20 protein-coding genes are annotated in these 19,420 nt (G+C 63.5%); 11 read left to right on the forward strand and 9 right to left on the reverse strand.

Annotation, left to right across the window (positions count from 1 at the left end; translation table 11 throughout):
* Positions 1–2: 2 nt before the first annotated feature.
* From B4U45_RS17605 to B4U45_RS17620, 5 genes are all read right to left on the reverse strand, one after another.
* Entirely contained in the window at positions 3–1,091 is a 1,089-nt protein-coding gene (locus B4U45_RS17605) for a hypothetical protein (RefSeq protein WP_131808327.1), read from the reverse strand.
* A 450-nt stretch (positions 1,092–1,541) separates the two neighbouring features.
* Positions 1,542–2,846 carry a PPE domain-containing protein gene (locus B4U45_RS17610; RefSeq protein ID WP_075548149.1) on the reverse strand — a complete coding sequence of 435 codons (1,305 nt, stop codon included), beginning with the start codon at positions 2,844–2,846 and terminating at the stop codon, positions 1,542–1,544.
* A gap of 458 nt (positions 2,847–3,304) precedes the next feature.
* Positions 3,305–4,462, reverse strand: a complete 1,158-nt coding sequence (locus B4U45_RS17615) for a hypothetical protein (protein ID WP_131808326.1) — start codon at positions 4,460–4,462, stop codon at positions 3,305–3,307.
* On the reverse strand, positions 4,452–4,583 hold the full coding sequence (locus B4U45_RS29920; protein ID WP_255245988.1) for a hypothetical protein: 132 nt from the start codon (positions 4,581–4,583) through the stop codon (positions 4,452–4,454). Before B4U45_RS29920 ends, B4U45_RS17615 begins: the two co-directional genes overlap by 11 nt.
* Positions 4,584–4,949: 366 nt before the next feature.
* Entirely contained in the window at positions 4,950–5,693 is a 744-nt protein-coding gene (locus tag B4U45_RS17620; RefSeq protein ID WP_131808325.1) for a hypothetical protein, read from the reverse strand.
* A 347-nt stretch (positions 5,694–6,040) separates the two neighbouring features.
* On the opposite strand from B4U45_RS17620, the gene lpdA reads away from it, so the two are divergent.
* Positions 6,041–7,435: a dihydrolipoyl dehydrogenase gene (lpdA, locus tag B4U45_RS17625; RefSeq protein ID WP_075548147.1), complete on the forward strand. Its 1,395-nt coding sequence runs from the start codon at positions 6,041–6,043 to the stop codon at positions 7,433–7,435.
* Between the two features lie 9 nt (positions 7,436–7,444).
* Entirely contained in the window at positions 7,445–7,720 is a 276-nt protein-coding gene (locus tag B4U45_RS17630; RefSeq protein WP_075548146.1) for a hypothetical protein, read from the forward strand.
* A 5-nt stretch (positions 7,721–7,725) separates the two neighbouring features.
* On the opposite strand, the gene B4U45_RS17635 is transcribed toward B4U45_RS17630, so the two are convergent.
* A complete protein-coding gene (locus B4U45_RS17635) occupies positions 7,726–8,292 on the reverse strand; it encodes a carboxymuconolactone decarboxylase family protein (protein ID WP_075548145.1) in 567 nt (188 codons plus the stop codon).
* On the reverse strand, positions 8,289–9,710 hold the full coding sequence (gene ramB / locus B4U45_RS17640; protein ID WP_075548144.1) for an acetate metabolism transcriptional regulator RamB: 1,422 nt from the start codon (positions 9,708–9,710) through the stop codon (positions 8,289–8,291). Before ramB ends, B4U45_RS17635 begins: the two co-directional genes overlap by 4 nt.
* Before the next feature lie 163 nt (positions 9,711–9,873).
* Here ramB and B4U45_RS17645 point away from each other — a divergent pair, with 163 nt between their 5' ends.
* The 3 genes from B4U45_RS17645 to B4U45_RS17655 all read left to right on the forward strand — a co-directional run bounded on the left by B4U45_RS17645 (position 9,874) and on the right by B4U45_RS17655 (position 13,245).
* The gene (locus tag B4U45_RS17645; protein ID WP_083154560.1) at positions 9,874–10,668 is read left to right on the forward strand and encodes an acyl-[acyl-carrier-protein] thioesterase; all 795 of its coding nucleotides are present in this window, start codon (positions 9,874–9,876) and stop codon (positions 10,666–10,668) included.
* A 274-nt stretch (positions 10,669–10,942) separates the two neighbouring features.
* The gene (aceA, locus tag B4U45_RS17650; RefSeq protein WP_075548142.1) at positions 10,943–12,229 is read left to right on the forward strand and encodes an isocitrate lyase; all 1,287 of its coding nucleotides are present in this window, start codon (positions 10,943–10,945) and stop codon (positions 12,227–12,229) included.
* 152 nt (positions 12,230–12,381) lie between these two features.
* Complete coding sequence (locus B4U45_RS17655) at positions 12,382–13,245, forward strand: 3-hydroxybutyryl-CoA dehydrogenase (RefSeq protein ID WP_075548141.1); 864 nt, start codon at positions 12,382–12,384, stop codon at positions 13,243–13,245.
* Positions 13,246–13,258: 13 nt separating this feature from the next.
* Here B4U45_RS17655 and pcaA read toward each other — a convergent pair whose 3' ends face one another.
* On the reverse strand, positions 13,259–14,122 hold the full coding sequence (pcaA, locus tag B4U45_RS17660; RefSeq protein ID WP_075548140.1) for a cyclopropane mycolic acid synthase PcaA: 864 nt from the start codon (positions 14,120–14,122) through the stop codon (positions 13,259–13,261).
* Positions 14,123–14,290: 168 nt separating this feature from the next.
* Positions 14,291–14,998, reverse strand: coding sequence for a TetR/AcrR family transcriptional regulator (locus B4U45_RS17665; protein WP_075548139.1), 708 nt, complete (start codon positions 14,996–14,998; stop codon positions 14,291–14,293).
* A gap of 137 nt (positions 14,999–15,135) precedes the next feature.
* On the opposite strand from B4U45_RS17665, the gene B4U45_RS17670 reads away from it, so the two are divergent.
* The 6 genes from B4U45_RS17670 (at position 15,136) to deoC (ending at position 19,416) form a co-directional block, all read left to right on the forward strand.
* A complete protein-coding gene (locus B4U45_RS17670) occupies positions 15,136–16,497 on the forward strand; it encodes a DUF445 domain-containing protein (protein ID WP_075548138.1) in 1,362 nt (453 codons plus the stop codon).
* An 82-nt stretch (positions 16,498–16,579) separates the two neighbouring features.
* The gene (locus B4U45_RS17675; protein ID WP_075548137.1) at positions 16,580–16,996 is read left to right on the forward strand and encodes a helix-turn-helix domain-containing protein; all 417 of its coding nucleotides are present in this window, start codon (positions 16,580–16,582) and stop codon (positions 16,994–16,996) included.
* 297 nt (positions 16,997–17,293) lie between these two features.
* Complete coding sequence (gene hbhA / locus B4U45_RS17680) at positions 17,294–17,908, forward strand: heparin-binding hemagglutinin HbhA (RefSeq protein WP_036398732.1); 615 nt, start codon at positions 17,294–17,296, stop codon at positions 17,906–17,908.
* A gap of 86 nt (positions 17,909–17,994) precedes the next feature.
* Complete coding sequence (locus B4U45_RS17685; RefSeq protein WP_023370391.1) at positions 17,995–18,282, forward strand: DUF2516 family protein; 288 nt, start codon at positions 17,995–17,997, stop codon at positions 18,280–18,282.
* A gap of 4 nt (positions 18,283–18,286) precedes the next feature.
* Positions 18,287–18,727, forward strand: coding sequence for a DUF2599 domain-containing protein (locus B4U45_RS17690; RefSeq protein WP_075548135.1), 441 nt, complete (start codon positions 18,287–18,289; stop codon positions 18,725–18,727).
* Complete coding sequence (deoC, locus tag B4U45_RS17695) at positions 18,727–19,416, forward strand: deoxyribose-phosphate aldolase (RefSeq protein ID WP_075548134.1); 690 nt, start codon at positions 18,727–18,729, stop codon at positions 19,414–19,416. The genes B4U45_RS17690 and deoC overlap by 1 nt, the downstream gene beginning before the upstream one ends.
* Positions 19,417–19,420 lie beyond the last annotated feature (4 nt).

Raw genomic sequence — 19,420 nt, forward strand, 5'->3', positions numbered from 1 at the left:
GTTCAATTATTGTTGTTTGAAATATTGTCATAGTTTAACGCCTCAAGCGCTGCAACGCTCATAGCTTCGTAATCAGGCACGTCGGGGTAGGGTTCGGCAAACTGAATTCGCGTTGGCGGTGGCTCGGCGTTCGCGCCATAGTCGGGGCCGCTATTGCCAAGGGCGTTATTGTTGGAAAAATTATCGTATGGACTGGCCCGGCCGGCGACAATTTCGTCGCCCAGGTAATTATTTGAATTGCTTTCTCGTCTCATCCCTACCTCGCCTAACTCAGAACTTTCGGTCTCGTCTGACTCAAAGTCTTCGGCCTGAGGCATAGTCGAGTGCAAAGTATCTAGGTGATCATCAATGTGGTCGTAGGAAAGTCCAATAAGGCTATCATGAGTAGTGTCAAAGGCGATGATGGTTTCTAATTGCGATTCAAGCTGTTCCCGGAAGCTACTGGCGAACTCGCGGTCCACCCAGCCAACGTCGGGTATGTAATAAGGAGTCTGTGCGGTTCTTGTCGATGATACATTCGCTGGGGTAAATTCAGTTCTGAAATCGTCCTCTGCCTCTGCTGTGTTGATTTCCGCGTAAATCCTTGTGACCGTCACGAGGGGATTAGTATGCTCCGATGATTCGCTCGACGATTCTTCGCGATCATCGCGATAGGCCAGAACATTTACCGGCAAGGGCTCGAGGATACGGATGCGTGCGATATTGGTATTGCTGGTGTCGTTGTTCGTCGGCGTTTCGTCGATGCCGGTGGAATCGTTGTTGGAAGTGGTAGTCGTGTCGGTAGGGTCGGTGGCCGAATTTCCAGTGTCGTCTGTTGTGCAGATATCGAGTTTGAATACCTCGTGGGCGCTCAACGTGATGGCGAGTCGGCCTGCGCTGAGCTGAGCACTCATCGCCGATGGGGATGTCGGGACAGCCAGGTTGGCACTGGCAGCGCTGGTCAGCGCGAGTGCTCCCAGCGCGACCCCTGCCGCGCGGGCGCGTTGTCGCGGCGACCTGTCTGGGCCGGGTTTGCGGTGACTCGCTGCACGGTTGGGGTCATCAGCCGTGGCATCGCTGTGAGAACTGGATGCTTCGGGCTCAGCTGGCATGTGTCACCACCGTGGAATCGAAACTGCGCCGGCGGCATTGGCGGCCGGCAGTCGAGCGCTCAGCGCGTTTGCGGCGGCAGGCGCGCCCGCACGTCGTAAGGGTCGAGCCGCAACGTAGCCGCCACAACCCCTTTCACCTGCTCTCACACCGTGAAGCAGACTACGTCGGCCAGCCGCAGCGGTATACGGGTGTATTAGACAACATATATCTGCATCAGACATAGTTGCATATGTCACCTGTGTAGCCGGGCAGTCGACGACGCGGCCCGGCCGGTGGCCGAACTCGCCGGCCCACGGTGTGTCCTGGCCTGGCCGTGTATCGGGGCGTTGCCGCCCGGCGAGCACCGCGGTCAATTTCTCGGCCACTGAGGCGTACTCCGCGCTCAGCGTTGTCCGGATTCCCGCCGCGGCCAGCGGGGTGGACCACTGTCTGGTTGGCGTCATCCCGTATTAGGCGCTCGTGAGCACGGTGTGGGCAGCGTCGGCCAAACCTGGTTGCCAACCGGTCGGCAGCATGGGCACCTGCGCGCAACCACCCGACTCGCCGCCGCCGATCGCGGCCAACCCGCCGGCCTGCACCACTGCCTCGGTGGGTGTGGTCGCGGCAAACCCCATCACGCCAGCGCCCTGATCAGCCGGCGCGGCCGAGGCCGATAACCCCGACGCAGCCCCCATCGTTACTGCTGATACCACCGGCGCTTGCGGCAATGCCGCCGATACCCCCGCCAATGGCCCTAGCGCGCCAACAGCCACACCCGCCGCCGGCACAGCGGTCAGCGCGGCCACGCTCGACTCGGCAGCAGCGGTGGCCACCCCGGCCGTCGACAGCGCGATTCCCTCAGCAATTGACGTCGCCAAACCCGGAATAAGACCAAGACCAAGACCCGCGCCGTCGAGAATCCATTCGAGGATCGCGCCTATGAAAAAGAACGGGTTGAGCACCAGAGAAAAGGCGTACGAGGCGACCAGACTCCAAAGCAAATAGAGAACCTGCAGCATGAGAAATGCGGTAGCGGGCTGGCTAAATAACAACACGAAGGCCTCAACAAGCATCGGTCCGGTAAATACTATTCCCATTAGAAAGTAGCCAATAAATTCCACCATCGTGAAGAGCTCTACGGTAAGAAATACTTGGAACGCCTGTAAAAATTGCTGCCATGGCGTGAGGCCGAATTGGACAACCCCGGCCGCGATATCGCCGATGACGCCTGTCCCGGGTTTGACGACGACCGGTGCCGGACTCGTGCGCGGTACGGAGGCTAGGACGGCGGCAGTGGTCATTTCGTAAACGCTCATCGTGGTGGCCGCCTGGATCCACATCCGCACATAGTCGGCCTCATTCAGGGCGATCGGGATCGTGTTGAGGCCAAAGAAATTCGTCGCCACCAACACGGCATGGGTGGCATGGTTGGCCGCCAACTCGCCTAACGTCGGCATCGTCGCCAAGGCACTCACATAGGCTGTTGCGGCGGCCTGGTGAGCAGCAGCGGCTTGCGCGTTGTCGGCGCTGGCCTGCAGCAACCACGCGGTGTACGGCGCATAGGCCGCGGCACAACACTCCGCGGTGGGACCGTCCCATGCGCCGGCTTGGATCCCGGCGAGCACCGCGGTCAATTCCTCGGCCACTGAGGCGTACTCCGCGCTCAGCATTGTCCGGATTTCCGCCGCGGCCAGCAACGAGCCCGGCCCTGGGCCCGCATAAAGTAACGCAGAATGCACCTCCGGCGGCGACGCCGACCACAGCGGCGCCGTCATTTCGCACCACCTGCGAGCGCCGTCGGGACCATCGCGGCATCGCGGGCCGCAGAGCCACCAGCGGGTCGATGAGGGCCAACCTGCGAGCGGCTCAGCTCATGAGCTGCCGGTGTGTTCACCGCGGCTTGCACGGTGCTTGGCGATTTCGGACTGCCCGCCGGGGCGGCCGGCGTGGTAGTCGCTGGCGTAGCAGCGGCGTCGGTCGTGAGCCGGGTAGCACGCAATGACTCCCGCGCGCCGACGAAGGCCGCCGGGGATGTCGGTCCCACCGGATACGTCATTTCACTCATTCCACTACTCCCGTTTGCTTTGTCATACTTCCGTTGCCGCACCCGGGCGTCATTACCGTGAGCGGGCTGCTGCCTATGACAAATCTGGTTGCCCGCTGATGCACCTGGCAACCGATCTGACAACCAAAAGCCAACCGGCTCGCCGAAGTCTTTAACCGCCATCAGCGTTCAATTGTTATCGTTGGAACTCGTTATATCGAAAGCGTCGGCTACGGTAACGTAGTTGTCGTCGGCGCCGACTAAATTGGTATATGCCAACGCCGAAAGCGCCGCAACGCTCATACCGTGATAATCAGGTGTGTCAGCGTAGGGGTCGATCAACGGGATCTGCATTGAAGATGCCTCGGTATTCACCTCATAGTCGACCGCGCTGTAGTCGGGAATATTACTGTTCGAGAGGTTATTGTCGGAAGGACTGTTACCGAGAGTAGCAAATACCGAATTACTTTCTTCCCCGCTCAATAGAATCGCATCTGACTCGGAACTGTCAGGCTGATCTGACCAGGGATTTTCAGGCAAATTCGCGCGCAGGTTAGTTAAGTGATCGTCAATGTTCTCTCTCGAAAACCCGACCTTGCTCTCATTTATGTCGGGGTTAAATTGGTTGAGCTGTTCCTGTATCTCATCGAGCTCATTCCTGAATCTGCTGGCGAATCTCTCATCTACCCAGCCGACGTCAGGTATGTAATAAGGAGTCTCTGCGGTTCGTATCGAGGACAAATTCGTTGGCGTGAATTGGGTTCTTAATACCTCCTCTACCTCCGGCGTGTCGATTTCCTCGAATATCCTTCTGACCGTTTCCGCGGGATTAGTAGGTTCGAGTGATTCGCTCGATGATTCTTCGGAATCATCGAAATTGGCCCGAAGATTTCCCACGGCTTCGGCTTCTTCGGAATCGGAGAGAAGGGCCAGGGCATTTATCGGCCAGGGCTCGGGAATGCGGATACGTGACGTATGGGTATTGTTGGTCGCGTTGTTTGACGGCGTTTCTCCCGTGCCGTCGGAACGGTCGGTGGATGTGGTGACGGAATCGCCAGGGTCCTCTGTTGTGCAGGTATCGAGTTTGAACACCTCGTGGGCGCTCAGCGTGATGGCGAGTCGGCCTGCGCTGAGCTGAGAAGAATTCATCACTGATTGGGGTGCCGGGCCATCCAGGTTGGCACTGGCGGCGGTGGTCAGGGCGAGTGCTCCCAGTGCGACGCCGGCCGCGCGGGCGCGTTGCTTCGACGACCTGCCTGGTCGGGGTTTACTGCGACGCGTTGCGCGATTGAGGCCGTCGGCGTTGGCATCCCCGCGACAACTGGACGCTTCTCGCTTAGCCGACATTTGCCGCCACCGTGTACATCGGCGGCGCGGCAGCGGCGGGGGCGTGCGCCGGTCGAGCGCTCAGCACCGCCACGGCGCCAGCCGCGCTCGCCACGTCGTCAGGAACGACCCACAATGTCACCGTCGCCACTCCTTCCAGTTCATCTCAGCCTGTGAAGCTGACGCCGCCGGATCCCGTGTCGTATACGAATGTATCGTATAGAATACGACTGTATTGGACATAGTTGCACAAGTCGTCTGTGCGGCCAACTGTCAATGCCGGCTTCTCGACCCGGCTGGGCCGTTCACCCCAGACGCGCCCTTCACACTTCGGCTGCGTCAGCACATGTCCAAGCAGTCGCCGACGCGGCCCGGTCGGTGGTCGAAGTCGCCCAGGTCGATGATCTGCCCTGGCCGACCGGGCGGCGGGCGTTCAGCGACGCGCCACGACGGTATTACCGAATCCGGTCACCTTCGGCACCGCGTCCCGGAGGCAGCGCATGGGCAGTTATCCGCGCGGGCCCCCGACCCCGCCGAGTTGAGCACCAAGTGTGGTCCGCTTGAGGTCGGGATATGCGCGTGCCGCGTAATGCTGCACCAATGCGGGCAAGTCAGCGAGCCGCACAACCAGACTCTCAAATGGCGAAAGCGATATCGCAACCATGTGCGCTTGGGCCCGATCAACCTCCGCTGGTGCAATGAGCACTACCCCTTGCAATGTGGGCTGTGCTACCGAGGGTGAGAAAAAAGGCGACACAATGCCCTTCAATAGCCCCAGCTCGGATTCGGGGCAGTAATCCGCCGGATTGATCCGGCAATCTTTCACTGCACGTTTGGCAAGACCCAGTTCCGCGGCGACGCGGTGTAACAACCGGCGATTGATGGTGAAGTCGCCCGCCCCGGTGAACAGAAAGTGCTGGTTATCCAGCCGCACCGTCATCGTCTTGTTGACCAGCAGCACGCTGCCGTCGAGCCCACCCGCTATCAGGGTCTGCTTAGTGCTGGCTTTCACGGAGGGCGGGTGGCGAATGATCGTGTGGAAAATACCCAGGCTGGATATGAGGAGATGCAGGAGTTCGATCGCGGGACAGGAAAGAGTCGCGACACCGAGCAGATTTTCACGCCGCTTCAGTTGGGCCGTCGCCACTGTGTCGGGCAGCGTAGCCCAAACCTCCTCGATCGGCGGCAGCGTCGCAATAGAGCGTTCGATCGTGGTGAACGACCACGACGGCAGCCCGCTTACGGCGAGCATCGACGCCGTGATGGTGCCGCTGACCCGAGGATGGCCCGGCGATCTGCCGGGGCGCAACGATGCTCGCAGATATCGGTGATTCCCATTGCGCTCATTTCTTTCGATCGTGTCAATTCTAGGGTCGAGTCTCCGGCCCCCGCGCTGAATTGGCGAAGTAACTAGCGTCCGCGTTCGATAGGACGGGCGCGGGCACCTCCCGGTCTCCGCCGAGAACCGCATCGTCACGGCCGCGAGCGGATCGCGGCGGCTATGCCGGTCGCCGCGCGTCGCCGACGGCTGTGGGATCGCCGCCGCTACTGCCGTGACTCGGTCCCTGCCCAGGCATTGCAGCCGTTAGGGTAGTGCCCGTGACTCACTATGACGTCGTCGTCCTCGGGGCCGGTCCGGGCGGATACGTGGCCGCCATTCGTTGCGCGCAGCTCGGTCTGAACACCGCAATCGTCGAGCCGAAGTACTGGGGCGGCGTCTGCCTCAACGTCGGCTGCATTCCGTCCAAGGCGTTGCTGCGCAACGCCGAACTCGTGCACATCTTCACCAAGGACGCCAAGGCTTTCGGCATCAGCGGCGAGGCCACCTTCGACTACGGCGTCGCCTTCGACCGGAGCCGAAAGGTGGCCGAGGGGCGCGTCGCCGGGGTGCACTTCTTGATGAAGAAGAACAAGATCACCGAGATCCACGGCTACGGCAGGTTTACCGATGCCAACACGCTCTCGGTCGATCTCAACGACGGCGGTACCCAAGAGGTCACCTTCGACAGCGCCATCATCGCCACCGGTGCCAGCACCCGGCTGGTGCCCGGCACGTCGCTGTCGGCCAACGTCGTCACCTACGAGGAACAGATCCTGTCCCGGGAGTTGCCGAAGTCGATCATCATTGCCGGCGCCGGCGCCATCGGTATGGAGTTCGGCTATGTGCTCAAGAACTACGGCGTCGACGTGACCATCGTGGAATTTCTACCGCGGGCCTTGCCCAACGAAGACGCGGAGGTCTCCAAGGAGATCGAGAAGCAATTCAAGAAGCTGGGAGTCAAAATTCTCACCGGTACCAAGTGCGAGTCGATCACCGACAACGGCTCCGAGGTCACCGTGGTGGTCAGCAAGGACGGTAAATCCGAGGAGCTCAAGGCCGAGAAGGTATTGCAGGCCATCGGTTTTGCGCCCAATGTCGACGGCTACGGACTGGACAAGGCCGGCGTTGCGCTGACCGACCGCAAGGCCATCGGCATCACCGAGTACATGCAGACCAGTGTCGGTCACATCTACGCCATCGGCGATGTCACCGGCCAGCTGATGCTGGCCCATGTCGCCGAGGCCATGGGCGTGGTCGCGGCCGAAACCATCGCCGGCGCAGAGACTTTGGCGCTGGGTGACTACCGGATGTTGCCGCGGGCGACGTTCTGCCAACCTCAGGTCGCCAGCTTCGGACTCACCGAGGACCAGGCCCGCGCCGAGGGTTACGACGTTGTCGTGGCGAAATTCCCGTTCACCGCCAACGGCAAGGCCCACGGACTGGGCGACCCCAGCGGCTTCGTCAAACTGGTGGCCGACGCCAAACACGGCGAACTGCTGGGCGGGCACCTGATCGGCCACGACGTCTCCGAGCTGTTGCCCGAACTCACCCTGGCGCAGAAGTGGGATCTGACGGCCACCGAACTGGCCCGCAACGTCCACACACACCCGACCATGTCGGAGGCGCTGCAGGAGTGCTTCCACGGCCTGACCGGGCACATGATCAACTTCTGAGTCACCTCGATGATTCGCACCGAGACCCTCCTGGGCGGCATCGGCGGTGTGGCCACCGGCTATGTGCTGTGGCTGGTGGCCATTTCGATCGGCGAAGACGTCACCACGGTGAGTAGCTGGAGCGTGGCGGTGCTGCTGCTGTCGGGTGTGCTGGCCGTCTGCGCCGTGTTGGGCGGTCTGCTGCTGCGCTGGCGCAGCAACCACCTGTGGGCGGCCTTCGCGTTCGGCCTGCCGATTCTGCCGGTGGGGCTGACGTTGGCGGTGCTGGCCGACATCTATCTCTGAACCAGCTAGCGCGGGTTGTCCAACGGAATGTTGAGCGCCGTTATCGTCGCCGCGAGCCCGTCGTATTGGGTTGCGAGCATGCAGAATTCGATCAGCTGACGCTGTTTGAGGTGAGTCGCCAGCTGCTGCCAGGTTTCGGTGGTGATCGACCGGTCCTTGATCAACTCGTCGGTCGCCTTCAACAACGCCTGATGCCGGGCGCTGAGCACCTTCCGGGGCCCGTCGCCCTCCGGAACGTCCGGCCACGCGAAGATCGTGGCTTGTGTCTGCGCATCCAGCCCCGCGGCGCGCGCCATCCGGCGATGGTGTTGCAGCTCGTATTCGCACGATCGCAAATGCGCCACCCGCAGGATCACCAACTCGGTGTCGATTCGGGGCAGCCGACCGCGCAGCAGCCGGCCGCCGTAGATCAGCCAGGCCCAGAACAGCGACTGGCGGTAGCCCAGTGTGGTGAACAGATGCATCTCCGGTGCGCGGACCGCACGTGCTCCCAGCTTCGCCAGAACCCAGTTGATCGGACCCAGCTGGCGTAACCGGCCCGACGGGATGCGCGCGACCTGGTCCCCTGTCATGGCTGCTTGACCAGGTAGGGGGACACGGTACTGCGATGCTCGTCGAGGTCGAGCGCGCGGCCGAGCGCGGGAAAGGCCCGCTGCGGACAGTTGTCGCGTTCGCATACTCGGCAACCCGCGCCGATCGGGGTGGCGGTGTTCGGATCCCCGGACAAGTCGAGTCCTTCCGAGTAGACGAGTCGGTGCGCGTGGCGAAGTTCGCAACCCAGTCCGATCGCGAAGGTCTTGCCGGGCTGACCATACCGGGCGGCGCGTCGCTCCACGGTGCGGGCCACCCACATGTAGTTGCGGCCGTCGGGCATCTGGGCGATCTGCACCAGGATCTTGCCCGGATTGGCGAACGTCTCGTAGACGTTCCACAGCGGGCAGGTTCCGCCGCTGGAGGAGAAGTGAAAACCCGTGGCGGACTGGCGTTTCGACATGTTGCCGGCGCGGTCAACCCGGATGAAGGAGAATGGCACGCCGCGCATCGACGGCCGTTGCAGTGTCGACAGCCGGTGCGCGATGGTCTCGTAGCTCACCGAGTAGAACGCCGACAGGCGCTCGACGTCGTAGCGGAAATTCTCGGCGACATCGTGGAATTGACGGTAGGGCAGCACCGCGGCCGCCGCGAAGTAATTGGCCAGTCCCAGCCGGGCCAGGGTGCGTGACTCGTCGCTGGTGAACTTGCCCTCTTCAACCAGCGTGTCGATCAGGTCGCCGAACTCGAGGAAAGCCAGCTCGGCGGCCATCTTGAACAATTGCTGGCCGGGGGCGAGGTGATTGCTGATCTCCAGCGTCTTGGAAATGGGCTCGTAGCGGTGCAGCACGCCGTCGCCGAGGTCGATCCGCCTGTTGATGTGCACCCCGTGCACCTCGGTGAGTCGCCGGGTCAACTCGCGGCCCAGATCGCCGTGGTGCATCCGCATCTGGATCGTCAGGTCCTCGGCGGCGGTGTCCAGTTCGTGCAGGTAGTTCTGTCGCTGATAGAAGTAGTCGCGCACCTCTTCGTGCGGCATGGTGATCGACCCGGTGCCGCTGCCGTCGGAGAAGCGCTCCTCGGTGGCGGCGGCTAGCTGTGCGGTGGTGATCCGGTACCGCCGGTGCAGGTTGACCATCGCCCGCGCCAGGGCCGGATGTGCGCTGACCACCTCGGCGACTTCAGTCGGGTCGACGTCGATATCCAGGTCGCGGTCCATGGTGACCTCCCGCAACTCGGCGACCAGCCGGGTGTCGTCCTGGGAGGCGAAGAAGGTCGCGTCCACGCCGAACACCTCGGTGATCCGCAGCAGCACCGCCACGGTCAGCGGCCGGACGTCGTGCTCGATCTGGTTGAGGTAACTCGGCGAGATCTCCAGCATCTGAGCCAGCGCCGCCTGGCTGAACCCACGCTCGCTACGCAGCTGGCGGACCCGGGACCCGACGAACGTCTTGGACACTTCACCGAGCGTACCGGCTGTGCTAAGCCATCTTTCGCAGAGTTCGCATCTGGGCGGCCACCGGTGTTCCGATTGGTGTTTTCAAGGCGTCGTTGGCATGATTCGCATCAGGCTTTCAGGGTCAGCCTGGGGTTTGCATGAGGAGGGAACGGGGAGTAGCGCCGTGAGCCTGGACAAAGAACTGATGCCGGTACCGGACGGTCACCCCAGCGTGTTCGATCGCGAGTGGCCACTGCGGGTCGGCGACATCGACCGCACCGGCCGGTTGCGTCTGGACGCGGCGTGCCGGCATATCCAGGACATCGGCCAGGACCAGTTGCGCGAGATGGGCTTCGAGGAGACCCATCCGCTGTGGATAGTCCGCCGGACCATGGTGGACATGATCCGGCCGATCGAGTTCCAGGACATGCTGCGGTGCCGACGGTGGTGTTCGGGAACCTCCAACCGGTGGTGTGAGATGCGCGTTCGGATAGACGGACGCAAAGGCGGGCTGATCGAATCCGAAGCGTTCTGGATCCACGTCAACCGGGAAACCGAGATGCCGGCACGCATCGCCGACGACTTCCTCGCGGGCTTGCACAAGACAACGTCGGTTGACCGGCTGCGGTGGAAGGGCTATCTCAAGCCGGGCAGCCGTGATGACGCCACCGAAATCCACGAGTTCCCGGTCCGGGTCACCGACATCGACTTGTTCGACCACATGAACAACTCCGTGTACTGGAGCGTGATCGAGGACTACCTGGCCGGTCACACCGACCTGTTGGCCGGGCCGTTGCGGGTGACCATCGAGCACGAGGCGCCGGTGGCGCTCGGCGACAAGCTGGAGATCATCTCGCACGTTCATCCGCCCGGCTCGACCGAACAATTCGGTTCCGGACTGACTGACCGTACTGTTACAACGCTCACATATGCGGTTGGCGACGAGACCAAAGCCGTCGCAGCCATCTTCGCCCGCTAGCGTCGGCCCCTACCCGCAAATCCGCGCTTTGACCTGCGACTTTGCCGTTACTGGCGGGTAGGTTCTGTAACGGTTCAGTTGAGCGGCGACTTTGCAAAATTAGCAAGATCGCCCAAAGTCATTGCTGAACTTGGCAAATGAAATGGGTAGACCAGGTTAGCTGGCTGTGCCATGGTCGGATTAGCACACCAGTGAAGCTGAGCCTTCGGCACCGTCGCGATCGCGCCGTGGTCTCAGCAGTCCAGCAAATTGAGTGACCGTTAGGAGCAGTCCAATGTCTGTGGTTGGCACCCCGAAGAGCGCTGAGCAAATCCAGCACGATTGGGACCACAACCCCCGGTGGCAGGGCATCACCCGCACCTACACCCCCCAGGATGTCGTCGCCCTGCAGGGCCACGTCGTCGAGGAGCACACTCTCGCCCGTCGCGGCGCCGAGGTGCTCTGGGAGCAGCTGCACGAGATGGACTTCGTCAACGCGCTGGGCGCCTTGACCGGCAACATGGCCGTGCAGCAGGTGCGCGCCGGCCTGAAGGCCATCTACCTGTCGGGCTGGCAGGTCGCCGGTGACGCGAACCTGTCCGGCCACACCTACCCGGACCAGAGCCTGTACCCGGCCAACTCGGTGCCGCAGGTCGTCCGTCGCATCAACAACGCGCTGCTGCGCGCCGACGAAATCGCCAAGGTCGAGAACGACCGTTCCGTCGACAACTGGCTGGTGCCGATCGTCGCCGACGGTGAGGCGGGCTTCGGCGGCGCGCTCAACGTCTACGAGCTGCAGAAGGCCATGATCGCCGCGGGTGTGGCAGGCACCCACTGGGAGGACCAGCTGGCCTCGGAGAAGAAGTGCGGCCACCTCGGCGGCAAGGTGCTGATCCCCACCCAGCAGCACATCCGCACGCTGACCTCGGCGCGGCTGGCGGCCGATGTCGCCGGTGTTCCCACCGTCGTCATCGCGCGGACCGACGCCGAGGCGGCCACGCTGATCACCTCCGACGTCGACGAGCGTGACCGCCCGTTCATCACCGGCGAGCGCACCGCCGAGGGCTTCTACCGGATCAAGAACGGCCTGGAGCCCTGCATCGCCCGTGCCAAGGCCTACGCGCCGTTCTCCGACCTGATCTGGATGGAGACCGGTACCCCGGACCTGGAGCTGGCCAAGAAGTTCGCCGAGGGTGTCAAGGCCGAATACCCCGACCAGCTGCTGGCCTACAACTGCTCGCCGTCGTTCAACTGGCGCAAGCACCTCGACGACGCCACCATCGCCAAGTTCCAGAAGGAGCTGGGTGCGATGGGCTTCAAGTTCCAGTTCATCACCCTGGCCGGCTTCCACGCGCTCAACTACTCGATGTTCGACCTGGCCTACGGCTACGCCCGCAACCAGATGAGCGCCTATGTCGAGCTGCAGGAGCGCGAGTTCGCCGCCGAGGAGCGCGGCTACACCGCCACCAAGCACCAGCGCGAGGTCGGTGCCGGCTACTTCGACCGGATCGCCACCACGGTGGACCCGACGTCGTCGACCACGGCGCTGGCCGGTTCGACCGAAGAGGGCCAGTTTCACTGAGCTGGCCGAGCAGCCGCAGACTCGCACTTCTGCTGCGCAGTTGATGCGAGTCTGCGACTGCTCGCGGGCGAAGTTGACAGCGTAGGCCCTGCCCAGCCAACCTGGGCGGGGCCTACTGCGGTGCAGGACAATCCGATTCGGAAGAGGTAACAGTGAGTGACGCAGCGATTCAGCGGGTAGGGGTGATCGGGGCCGGACAGATGGGGTCCGGAATCGCCGAGGTCTCGGTCCGCGCGGGCGTCGAAGTGACGGTGTTCGAAACGAACGAGGCGCTGGTCACGGCAGGACGCAACCGCATCGTGAAATCGCTGGAGCGAGGCGTCAGCGCGGGCAAGGTGACAGAGCGCGAGCGGGACCGCGCGCTGAGCAACCTCACCTTCACCACCGACCTGAACGACCTGGCCGACCGGCAGCTGGTGATCGAGGCCGTGGTCGAAGACGAAGCCGTCAAGGCCGCGATCTTCGCCGAACTCGACCGAGTCGTCAGCGATCCCGACGCGGTGCTGGCGTCCAACACCTCCAGCATCCCGGTCATGAGAATTGCCGCGGCCACCAAGAACCCTCAGCGGGTCTTGGGTCTGCACTTCTTCAATCCGGTCCCGGTGCTGCCGCTGGTCGAGTTGGTCACCACCCTGGTCACCGACGAGGCCGCTGCCGCGCGCACCGAGGAGTTCGCCGGCACCGTCCTGGGCAAGCAGGTGGTGCGCTGCTCCGACCGATCCGGTTTCGTGGTGAACGCCCTTTTGGTGCCGTATCTGTTGTCGGCGATCCGGATGGTCGAAGCCGGGTTCGCCACGGTCGAAGATGTCGACAAGGCCGTCGTCGCCGGGCTGTCGCATCCGATGGGACCGTTGCGCTTGTCCGACCTCGTCGGCCTCGACACGCTCAAACTGATCGCGGACAAGATGTTCGAGGAGTTCAAGGAGCCGCTGTACGGACCGCCGCCGCTGTTGCTGCGGATGGTCGAGGCCGGCCAGCTGGGAAAGAAATCCGGTCGCGGTTTCTACACGTACTAAAAGAGCGCGTCGGCTACTTCTCCAACGTGAACTGGTTGACGTCGGTGTAGCCCTCGCGGAACAGTTTCGCGCAACCCGTGAGGTACTTCATGTAGCGGTCGTAGACCTTCTCGGACTGGATCGCGATCGCCTTCTCCCTATTGGCTTCCAACGCCGCTGCCCAGGTGTCCAGTGTCTTCGCGTAGTGCAGCTGCAACGACTGAACCCGGGTGACTTTGAAACCGGCCGTGGTGGCGTGCTCTTCGACCGTTGGGATCGTTGGCAGCCAGCCGCCGGGGAAGATCTCAGCCAGGATGAATTGAGTGAAGTGCACGATTTCGTGGGTCAGGGTCAACCCCTGCGCTCGGGCGTCTTTGAAGGTGGGACGAGCGATGGTGTGCAGCAGCATCACGCCGTCGGAGGGCAGTACGTTGTAGGCCATCTTGAAAAAGCGTGGGTAGCGCTGACGACCGAAGTGCTCGAAAGCGCCGATCGAGACGATCCGGTCGACCGGATCGTGGAATTTTTCCCAACCTTCCAGCAAAACCCGCCTGGTGCGGGGGGTGTCCAACTTGTCGAACATCTGTTGGACGTGGGCCGCCTGGTTTTCGGACAATGTCAGGCCGACGACGTTGACGTCGTACTTTTCGATGGCTCGCCGCATGGTCGCGCCCCAGCCGCAGCCGATGTCCAACAACGTCATCCCCGGCTCGAGCTTGAGCTTTCCCAGCGACAGATCGATTTTTGCCAGCTGCGCCTCTTCCAGCGTCATGTCATCGCGCTCGAAGTATGCGCAGCTGTAGGTCTGGGTCGGGTCCAGAAACAGCCGGAAGAAGTCGTCGGACAGGTCGTAGTGGGCTTGTACGTTTCCGAAATGCGGCGTGAGCTGCACGGACATAGCGGTCGGGCCTTTCTGCTTCGCAGGGCGTGGCTCAGCGCACCCTGGTCTCCCCCCGGGATGCCCCTCAAGCATGTTAGCCGTTGCGAACGGCCTGCAACGGCCGCGGCAGCCGCTACCGGGCCCGCACCGCTACCTCCAACCGCGCCCCCGCCCTGGCGGGGCAGCCTATTCCACGGGTCGCCGTGGTGGCACGATCGGCGTTGGATGCGGCTGCTCGCGGAACTTTTCCAGCGACCCGCCGGCCTCCACGATCCCACACAACGCACTCCAGCTCAGCATCGTCAGATAGTCGATGAGCTCGTCGCTGGTCATCCGCGGCGCTGACATCCAGGAGTGGGTGGCCAACTGAACGCCGCCGACAATCAGATATGCCCACGGTTCCACCCCGCCGGTGTCCATGCCGACCTCCTGCATGCGGCGGCGCAGCATCACCGCGATCATGCGGGCAATGATCCGTTCGGAGTCGGCGATCACCTTGCTCTTGCTGGCCGAGCTATTGGCCATCACGAACCGGTACGGCTCGGGTTCGGACGCCACCGTTTCCACATAAACCCGGATGACTTCGCGGGTCAGCTCGTAGCCGTCGAGGTTGGATGACAGCGCCGCGGCCATATTCGGAATCAACGTAATCTGTGCGAACCGCATCATCACCGCGGTCGTCAGGTCATTCTTGTCGACAAAGTAGCGGTAGAGCACCGTCTTGGAAACACCGATCTCCGCCGCGATCTCGTCCATGCTCAGGAAGCGGCCGCGGACCCGAATGGCCTCGATGGTGCCGTCAACGAGTTCGTTGCGGCGCTCCACCTTGTGCTGGTGCCAGCGCCGCTTGCGCCCATCCGTCTTGCCCGCCACGGCCGGGATATGCTCTGTCACTCTCCGCCGATTCCATTCACTAGACGCAGTCGATACTACGGCGTGCGGTAGCTGATATGACTGATCGGTCACCCGGTGCGTGCAGCCTGCGAAGAGTGCCGTCACACTAGCTGGTCACCGCGATAGCGGATGATGGTGTGGTGGCACACAGAGTCGACGCGCCGGGTTCGCCGCCGAGGCTTGAAGTGGGCACGCCGCCGGCCGGGATGCGCCGGCCGTCCCTGGCTGAGTCGTTCGCCGGAGCCGATCCGAAGGCGGACGCCGAGCGCCGGCGGGCGCTGCGGCGGATGAAATTGGTGGCGTTGAGTTTTCTGCTCGGCGCCACGGTGGTGTTCCTCGTCTGCAGGTGGGCGCAGGCGGACGGCGCCGCACCGCTGTGGGTTGGCTACGTGGGCGCGGCCGCGGAGGCCGGAATGGTGGGCGCACTGGCCGACTGGTTCGCCGTCACTGCGTTGTTCAAGCATCCGTTGGGCATTCCGATCCCACATACCGCCATCATCAGGCGCAAGAAAGACCAGCTGGGTGAGGGCCTGGGCACCTTCGTCCGGGAGAACTTCCTGTCCGGACCGGTGGTGGAGACCAAACTGCGCGACGCGCAAGTGCCCAGCCGGCTGGGAAAGTGGCTGTCGGATCCCGTGCACGCCCGTCGGGTGGCGGCCGAGACGGCCACGGTGCTGCGGGTACTGGTGGAGCTGCTCAACGACGACGAGATCCACCAGCTGATCGACCGCATGATCATGCGCCGCATCGCCGAGCCGCAGTGGGGCCCACCGGTGGGACGGATGCTGCAGACGGTGCTGTCTGAGAACCGGCAGGAGGCGCTGATCCAGCTGCTGGCCGACCGCGCATTTCAGTGGTCGCTGAACGCCGGGGTGGTTATTCAGCGGGTCGTGGAACGCGATTCGCCGACCTGGTCGCCACGATTCATCGACCATCTGGTGGGCGACCGCATCCATCGTGAATTGATGGACTTCACCGACAAGGTCCGCCGAAATCCTGATCACGAACTTCGCCGGTCGGCGACCCGGTTTCTGTTCGAGTTCGCCGACGACCTGCAAAACGACCCGGCCACCATCGCGCGCGCCGATGCGGTCAAAGAGCAGCTGATGGCGCGCGATGAGGTCGCCAACGCCGCCGCAGCGGCGTGGAAGACGCTCAAACGGCTGGTGCTCGAGGGCGTCGACGACCCGTCCAGCAGCTTGCGCACCCGGATCGCCGACACGGTGATCCGGATCGGCGAATCACTGCGCGACGACGCCGAGTTGCGCGACAAGGTCGACGACTGGATGGTTCGGGCCGCCCAACACCTGGTTTCGCAATATGGGGTGGAGATCACAGCGATCATTACCGACACGATTGAACGTTGGGATGCGGAGGAAGCCAGTCGGCGAATCGAATTACATGTGGGGCGCGACCTGCAATTTATTCGGATCAACGGGACCGTGGTAGGCGCGCTGGCGGGACTGGCCATCTACGCCATCGCTCAGCTGTTCTTCTAGGTGCTAACAAGCGCTTGCAAAAGCAAGCACCTGTCCGTACCCTGAGTGCGTCAAGATCAAACAGCAGGTAAGGAGCACACCCATGCCGCCGGAGGAGAAGTTCGGCGCGAAGGTGTCCAGTGTGACTTCCAGAGCCTCCGACATCGGCAGCTTCATCCGGACACAACGCGAAACGGCACAGGTCTCGATGCGGCAACTCGCCGAACGGTCCGGTGTCAGCAATCCGTACCTGAGCCAGGTCGAGCGTGGCCTGCGTAAGCCGTCGGCAGACGTCCTGGCCCAGATCGCAAAGGCGCTACGGGTTTCCGCCGAGGTTCTTTACGTGCGGGCCGGGATTCTCGAGCCCAGCGAGACCAGCCAAGTTCGTGACGCCATCATCACCGACACGGCGATCACCGAGCGTCAAAAGCAGATTCTGCTGGATATCTACGCCGCATTCACCCATCAGAACGAATCCACCCGTGAGGAGTGTTCGAGCCCATCCGACATTGACGAATGATCAGCGTGTCGGCCGTCAGATCCGACGTCAGGTGAGGTCTAGATCGACGGCCGCCGGGCAACACAAGAGGGACGGGGAATTCTGTTTCAGGCCAGCCGCCTGAGCGACCCGATTACGCGGCCCGGACGACGAACTCGATCACCAACCCGACCCGACACATCAGGAGGTCTTCAGCAAGTCGCGTGCCAGGTCAATCCGCGGGTCTTGACTACTCCGCCAGAGGAGCCGACGCTTGCTCCAACTTCATATCACGATGCAATAACACCAATAATGAAACAATTGATGAAAGGAAATACCATGGCTGAAAACCCGAACATCGAGGACCTGCGGGCTCCGTTGCTCGCCGCGCTTGGTGCCGCGGATCTGGCTCTGGCCACCGTCAACGACTTGATCGCCAACCTGCGCGAGCGTGCCGAAGAGACCCGCACCGACACCCGTACCCGCGTTGAGGCCCGCGTCGAGGAGAGTCGCGCCCGCCTGACCAAGCTGCAGGAGGACCTTCCCGAGCAGTTCAGCGAACTCCGCGAGCGTTTCACCGCCGAGGAGCTGCGCAAGGCTGCCGAGGGTTACCTCGAGGCTGCCACCAACCGGTACAACGAACTGGTCCAGCGCGGCGAGGCCGCTCTTGAGCGGCTGCGCAGCCAGCCGGTCTTCGAGGACGCGTCGGCGCGTGCCGAGGGCTACGTGGACCAGGCCGTCGAGCTGACCCAGGAGGCGCTGGGCACCGTCGCTTCGCAGACCCGCGCCGTCGGTGAGCGTGCCGCCAAGCTGGTCGGCATCGAGCTGCCGAAGAAGGCGGAGTCCGGTAAGAAGGCTCCGGCCAAGAAGGCCCCGGCTGCGGCCAAGAAGGCGGCGCCGGCCAAGAAGGCGCCTGCCAAGAAGGCGCCGGCCAAGAAGGTCACCCAAAAGTAAGCCGGCGACCCTCGACTCGACTCCGAGTCGCCCCGTTGGGCGACTCGGAGTCGACGTTTTGGGCGCTGCCCGCATACTCTTTAAGCGTGAGCCACCTTGTGGGTACCGTCATGTTGGTCTTGCAGATCGCCGTCCTGGTGACGGCGGTGTATGCGTTTGTGCATGCGGCGCTGCAGCGGCCAGACGCCTATACCGCCGCAGACAAGCTGACCAAGCCGGTGTGGTTGGTGATCCTTGGGGCGGCGGTGGCGCTGACATCCATCCTCGGTTTCGTCTTCGGCGTGCTCGGGATGGCAATTGCCGCATGCGCGGCCGGCGTCTATCTGGTCGACGTGCGGCCCAAGCTTCTGGAAATTCAGGGTAAGTCCCGCTGACCGGATGAAAGCCCTGGTGGCCGCGCCGGCAGCGGTGCTTGTCGGCATGCTGTGCGCTGTTCCCGCCGAAGCCGGCTCCGGTAGCGGCGTCGCCGACCCGTCAGGCCCGGTATATTCGCCGCCGTTCGTCGACCACACCCAGTGGGCATATTCGGGGCGCCTGAGCAGCCTGCGGGTCTACCCGACGCCATCCGGGCGCGCGGCTTCCCGCGACCCCGGCAGCAGCGCCGCAGCCGCCGACGAGGCCTGGGCGGAGGTACTCGGCCTGGCCCCCGACGCCGACACACCCGGCATGCGGGCGCAGTTCGACTGTCACTGGCAGCTAGCCGAGGCCGCTGAACCCGGGAAGATCAGCTGGAATCTCGAGCCGTGGCGCCCGGTCGTCGACGACGAGCAGATGCTTGCCTCCCGGTGTAACCCGGGTGGCGCCGAAGAGCAGTTCTGATGCCGAGCCCGCCGACCCGACGTCAGCTGGCGGCGGTGGTCGACCACACGCTGCTCAAGCCCGAGGCGACGGTGGCCGATGTGACGACGCTGGTCGCCGAGGCGGCGGAGCTGGGCGTCTACGCGGTATGCGTCTCGCCGTCGATGGTGCCGGCCGCGCGCACCGCGCTCGGCGCCGGTGGCGTGCGGATCGCCGCGGTGACGGGTTTCCCGTCGGGCAAGCACCTGTCGGCGGTCAAGGCGCACGAGGCGGCGCAGGCCGTCGTGTCGGGGGCAGCCGAGATCGACATGGTGATCGACATCGGCGCTGCGCTGGCCGGAAACCTGGATGCGGTGCGGACGGACATCGAGGCGGTGCGCGACGCGACGGCCGGGGCCGTGCTGAAGGTAATCGTCGAGTCGGCGGTGCTGTTGGACCGGGCGGGGGAACACCTGCTGAGAGCCGTATGTCGGGTCGCCGAAGGCGCCGGCGGCGACTTTGTCAAGACGTCGACGGGCTTTCATCCCGCGGGCGGGGCGACGGTGGCCGCCGTCGCACTGATGGCCGACACCGTCGGCGATCGGCTGGGGGTCAAGGCCAGTGGCGGCATCCGCACCGCCGCCGACGCCGTCGCCATGCTGCAGGCCGGCGCCACCCGACTCGGCCTGTCCGCAACCCGTTCGGTTCTCGATGGGCTCAGCCCCGACTGACGGG

The organism is Mycobacterium persicum (assembly GCF_002086915.1).
Classification (GTDB): domain Bacteria; phylum Actinomycetota; class Actinomycetes; order Mycobacteriales; family Mycobacteriaceae; genus Mycobacterium; species Mycobacterium persicum.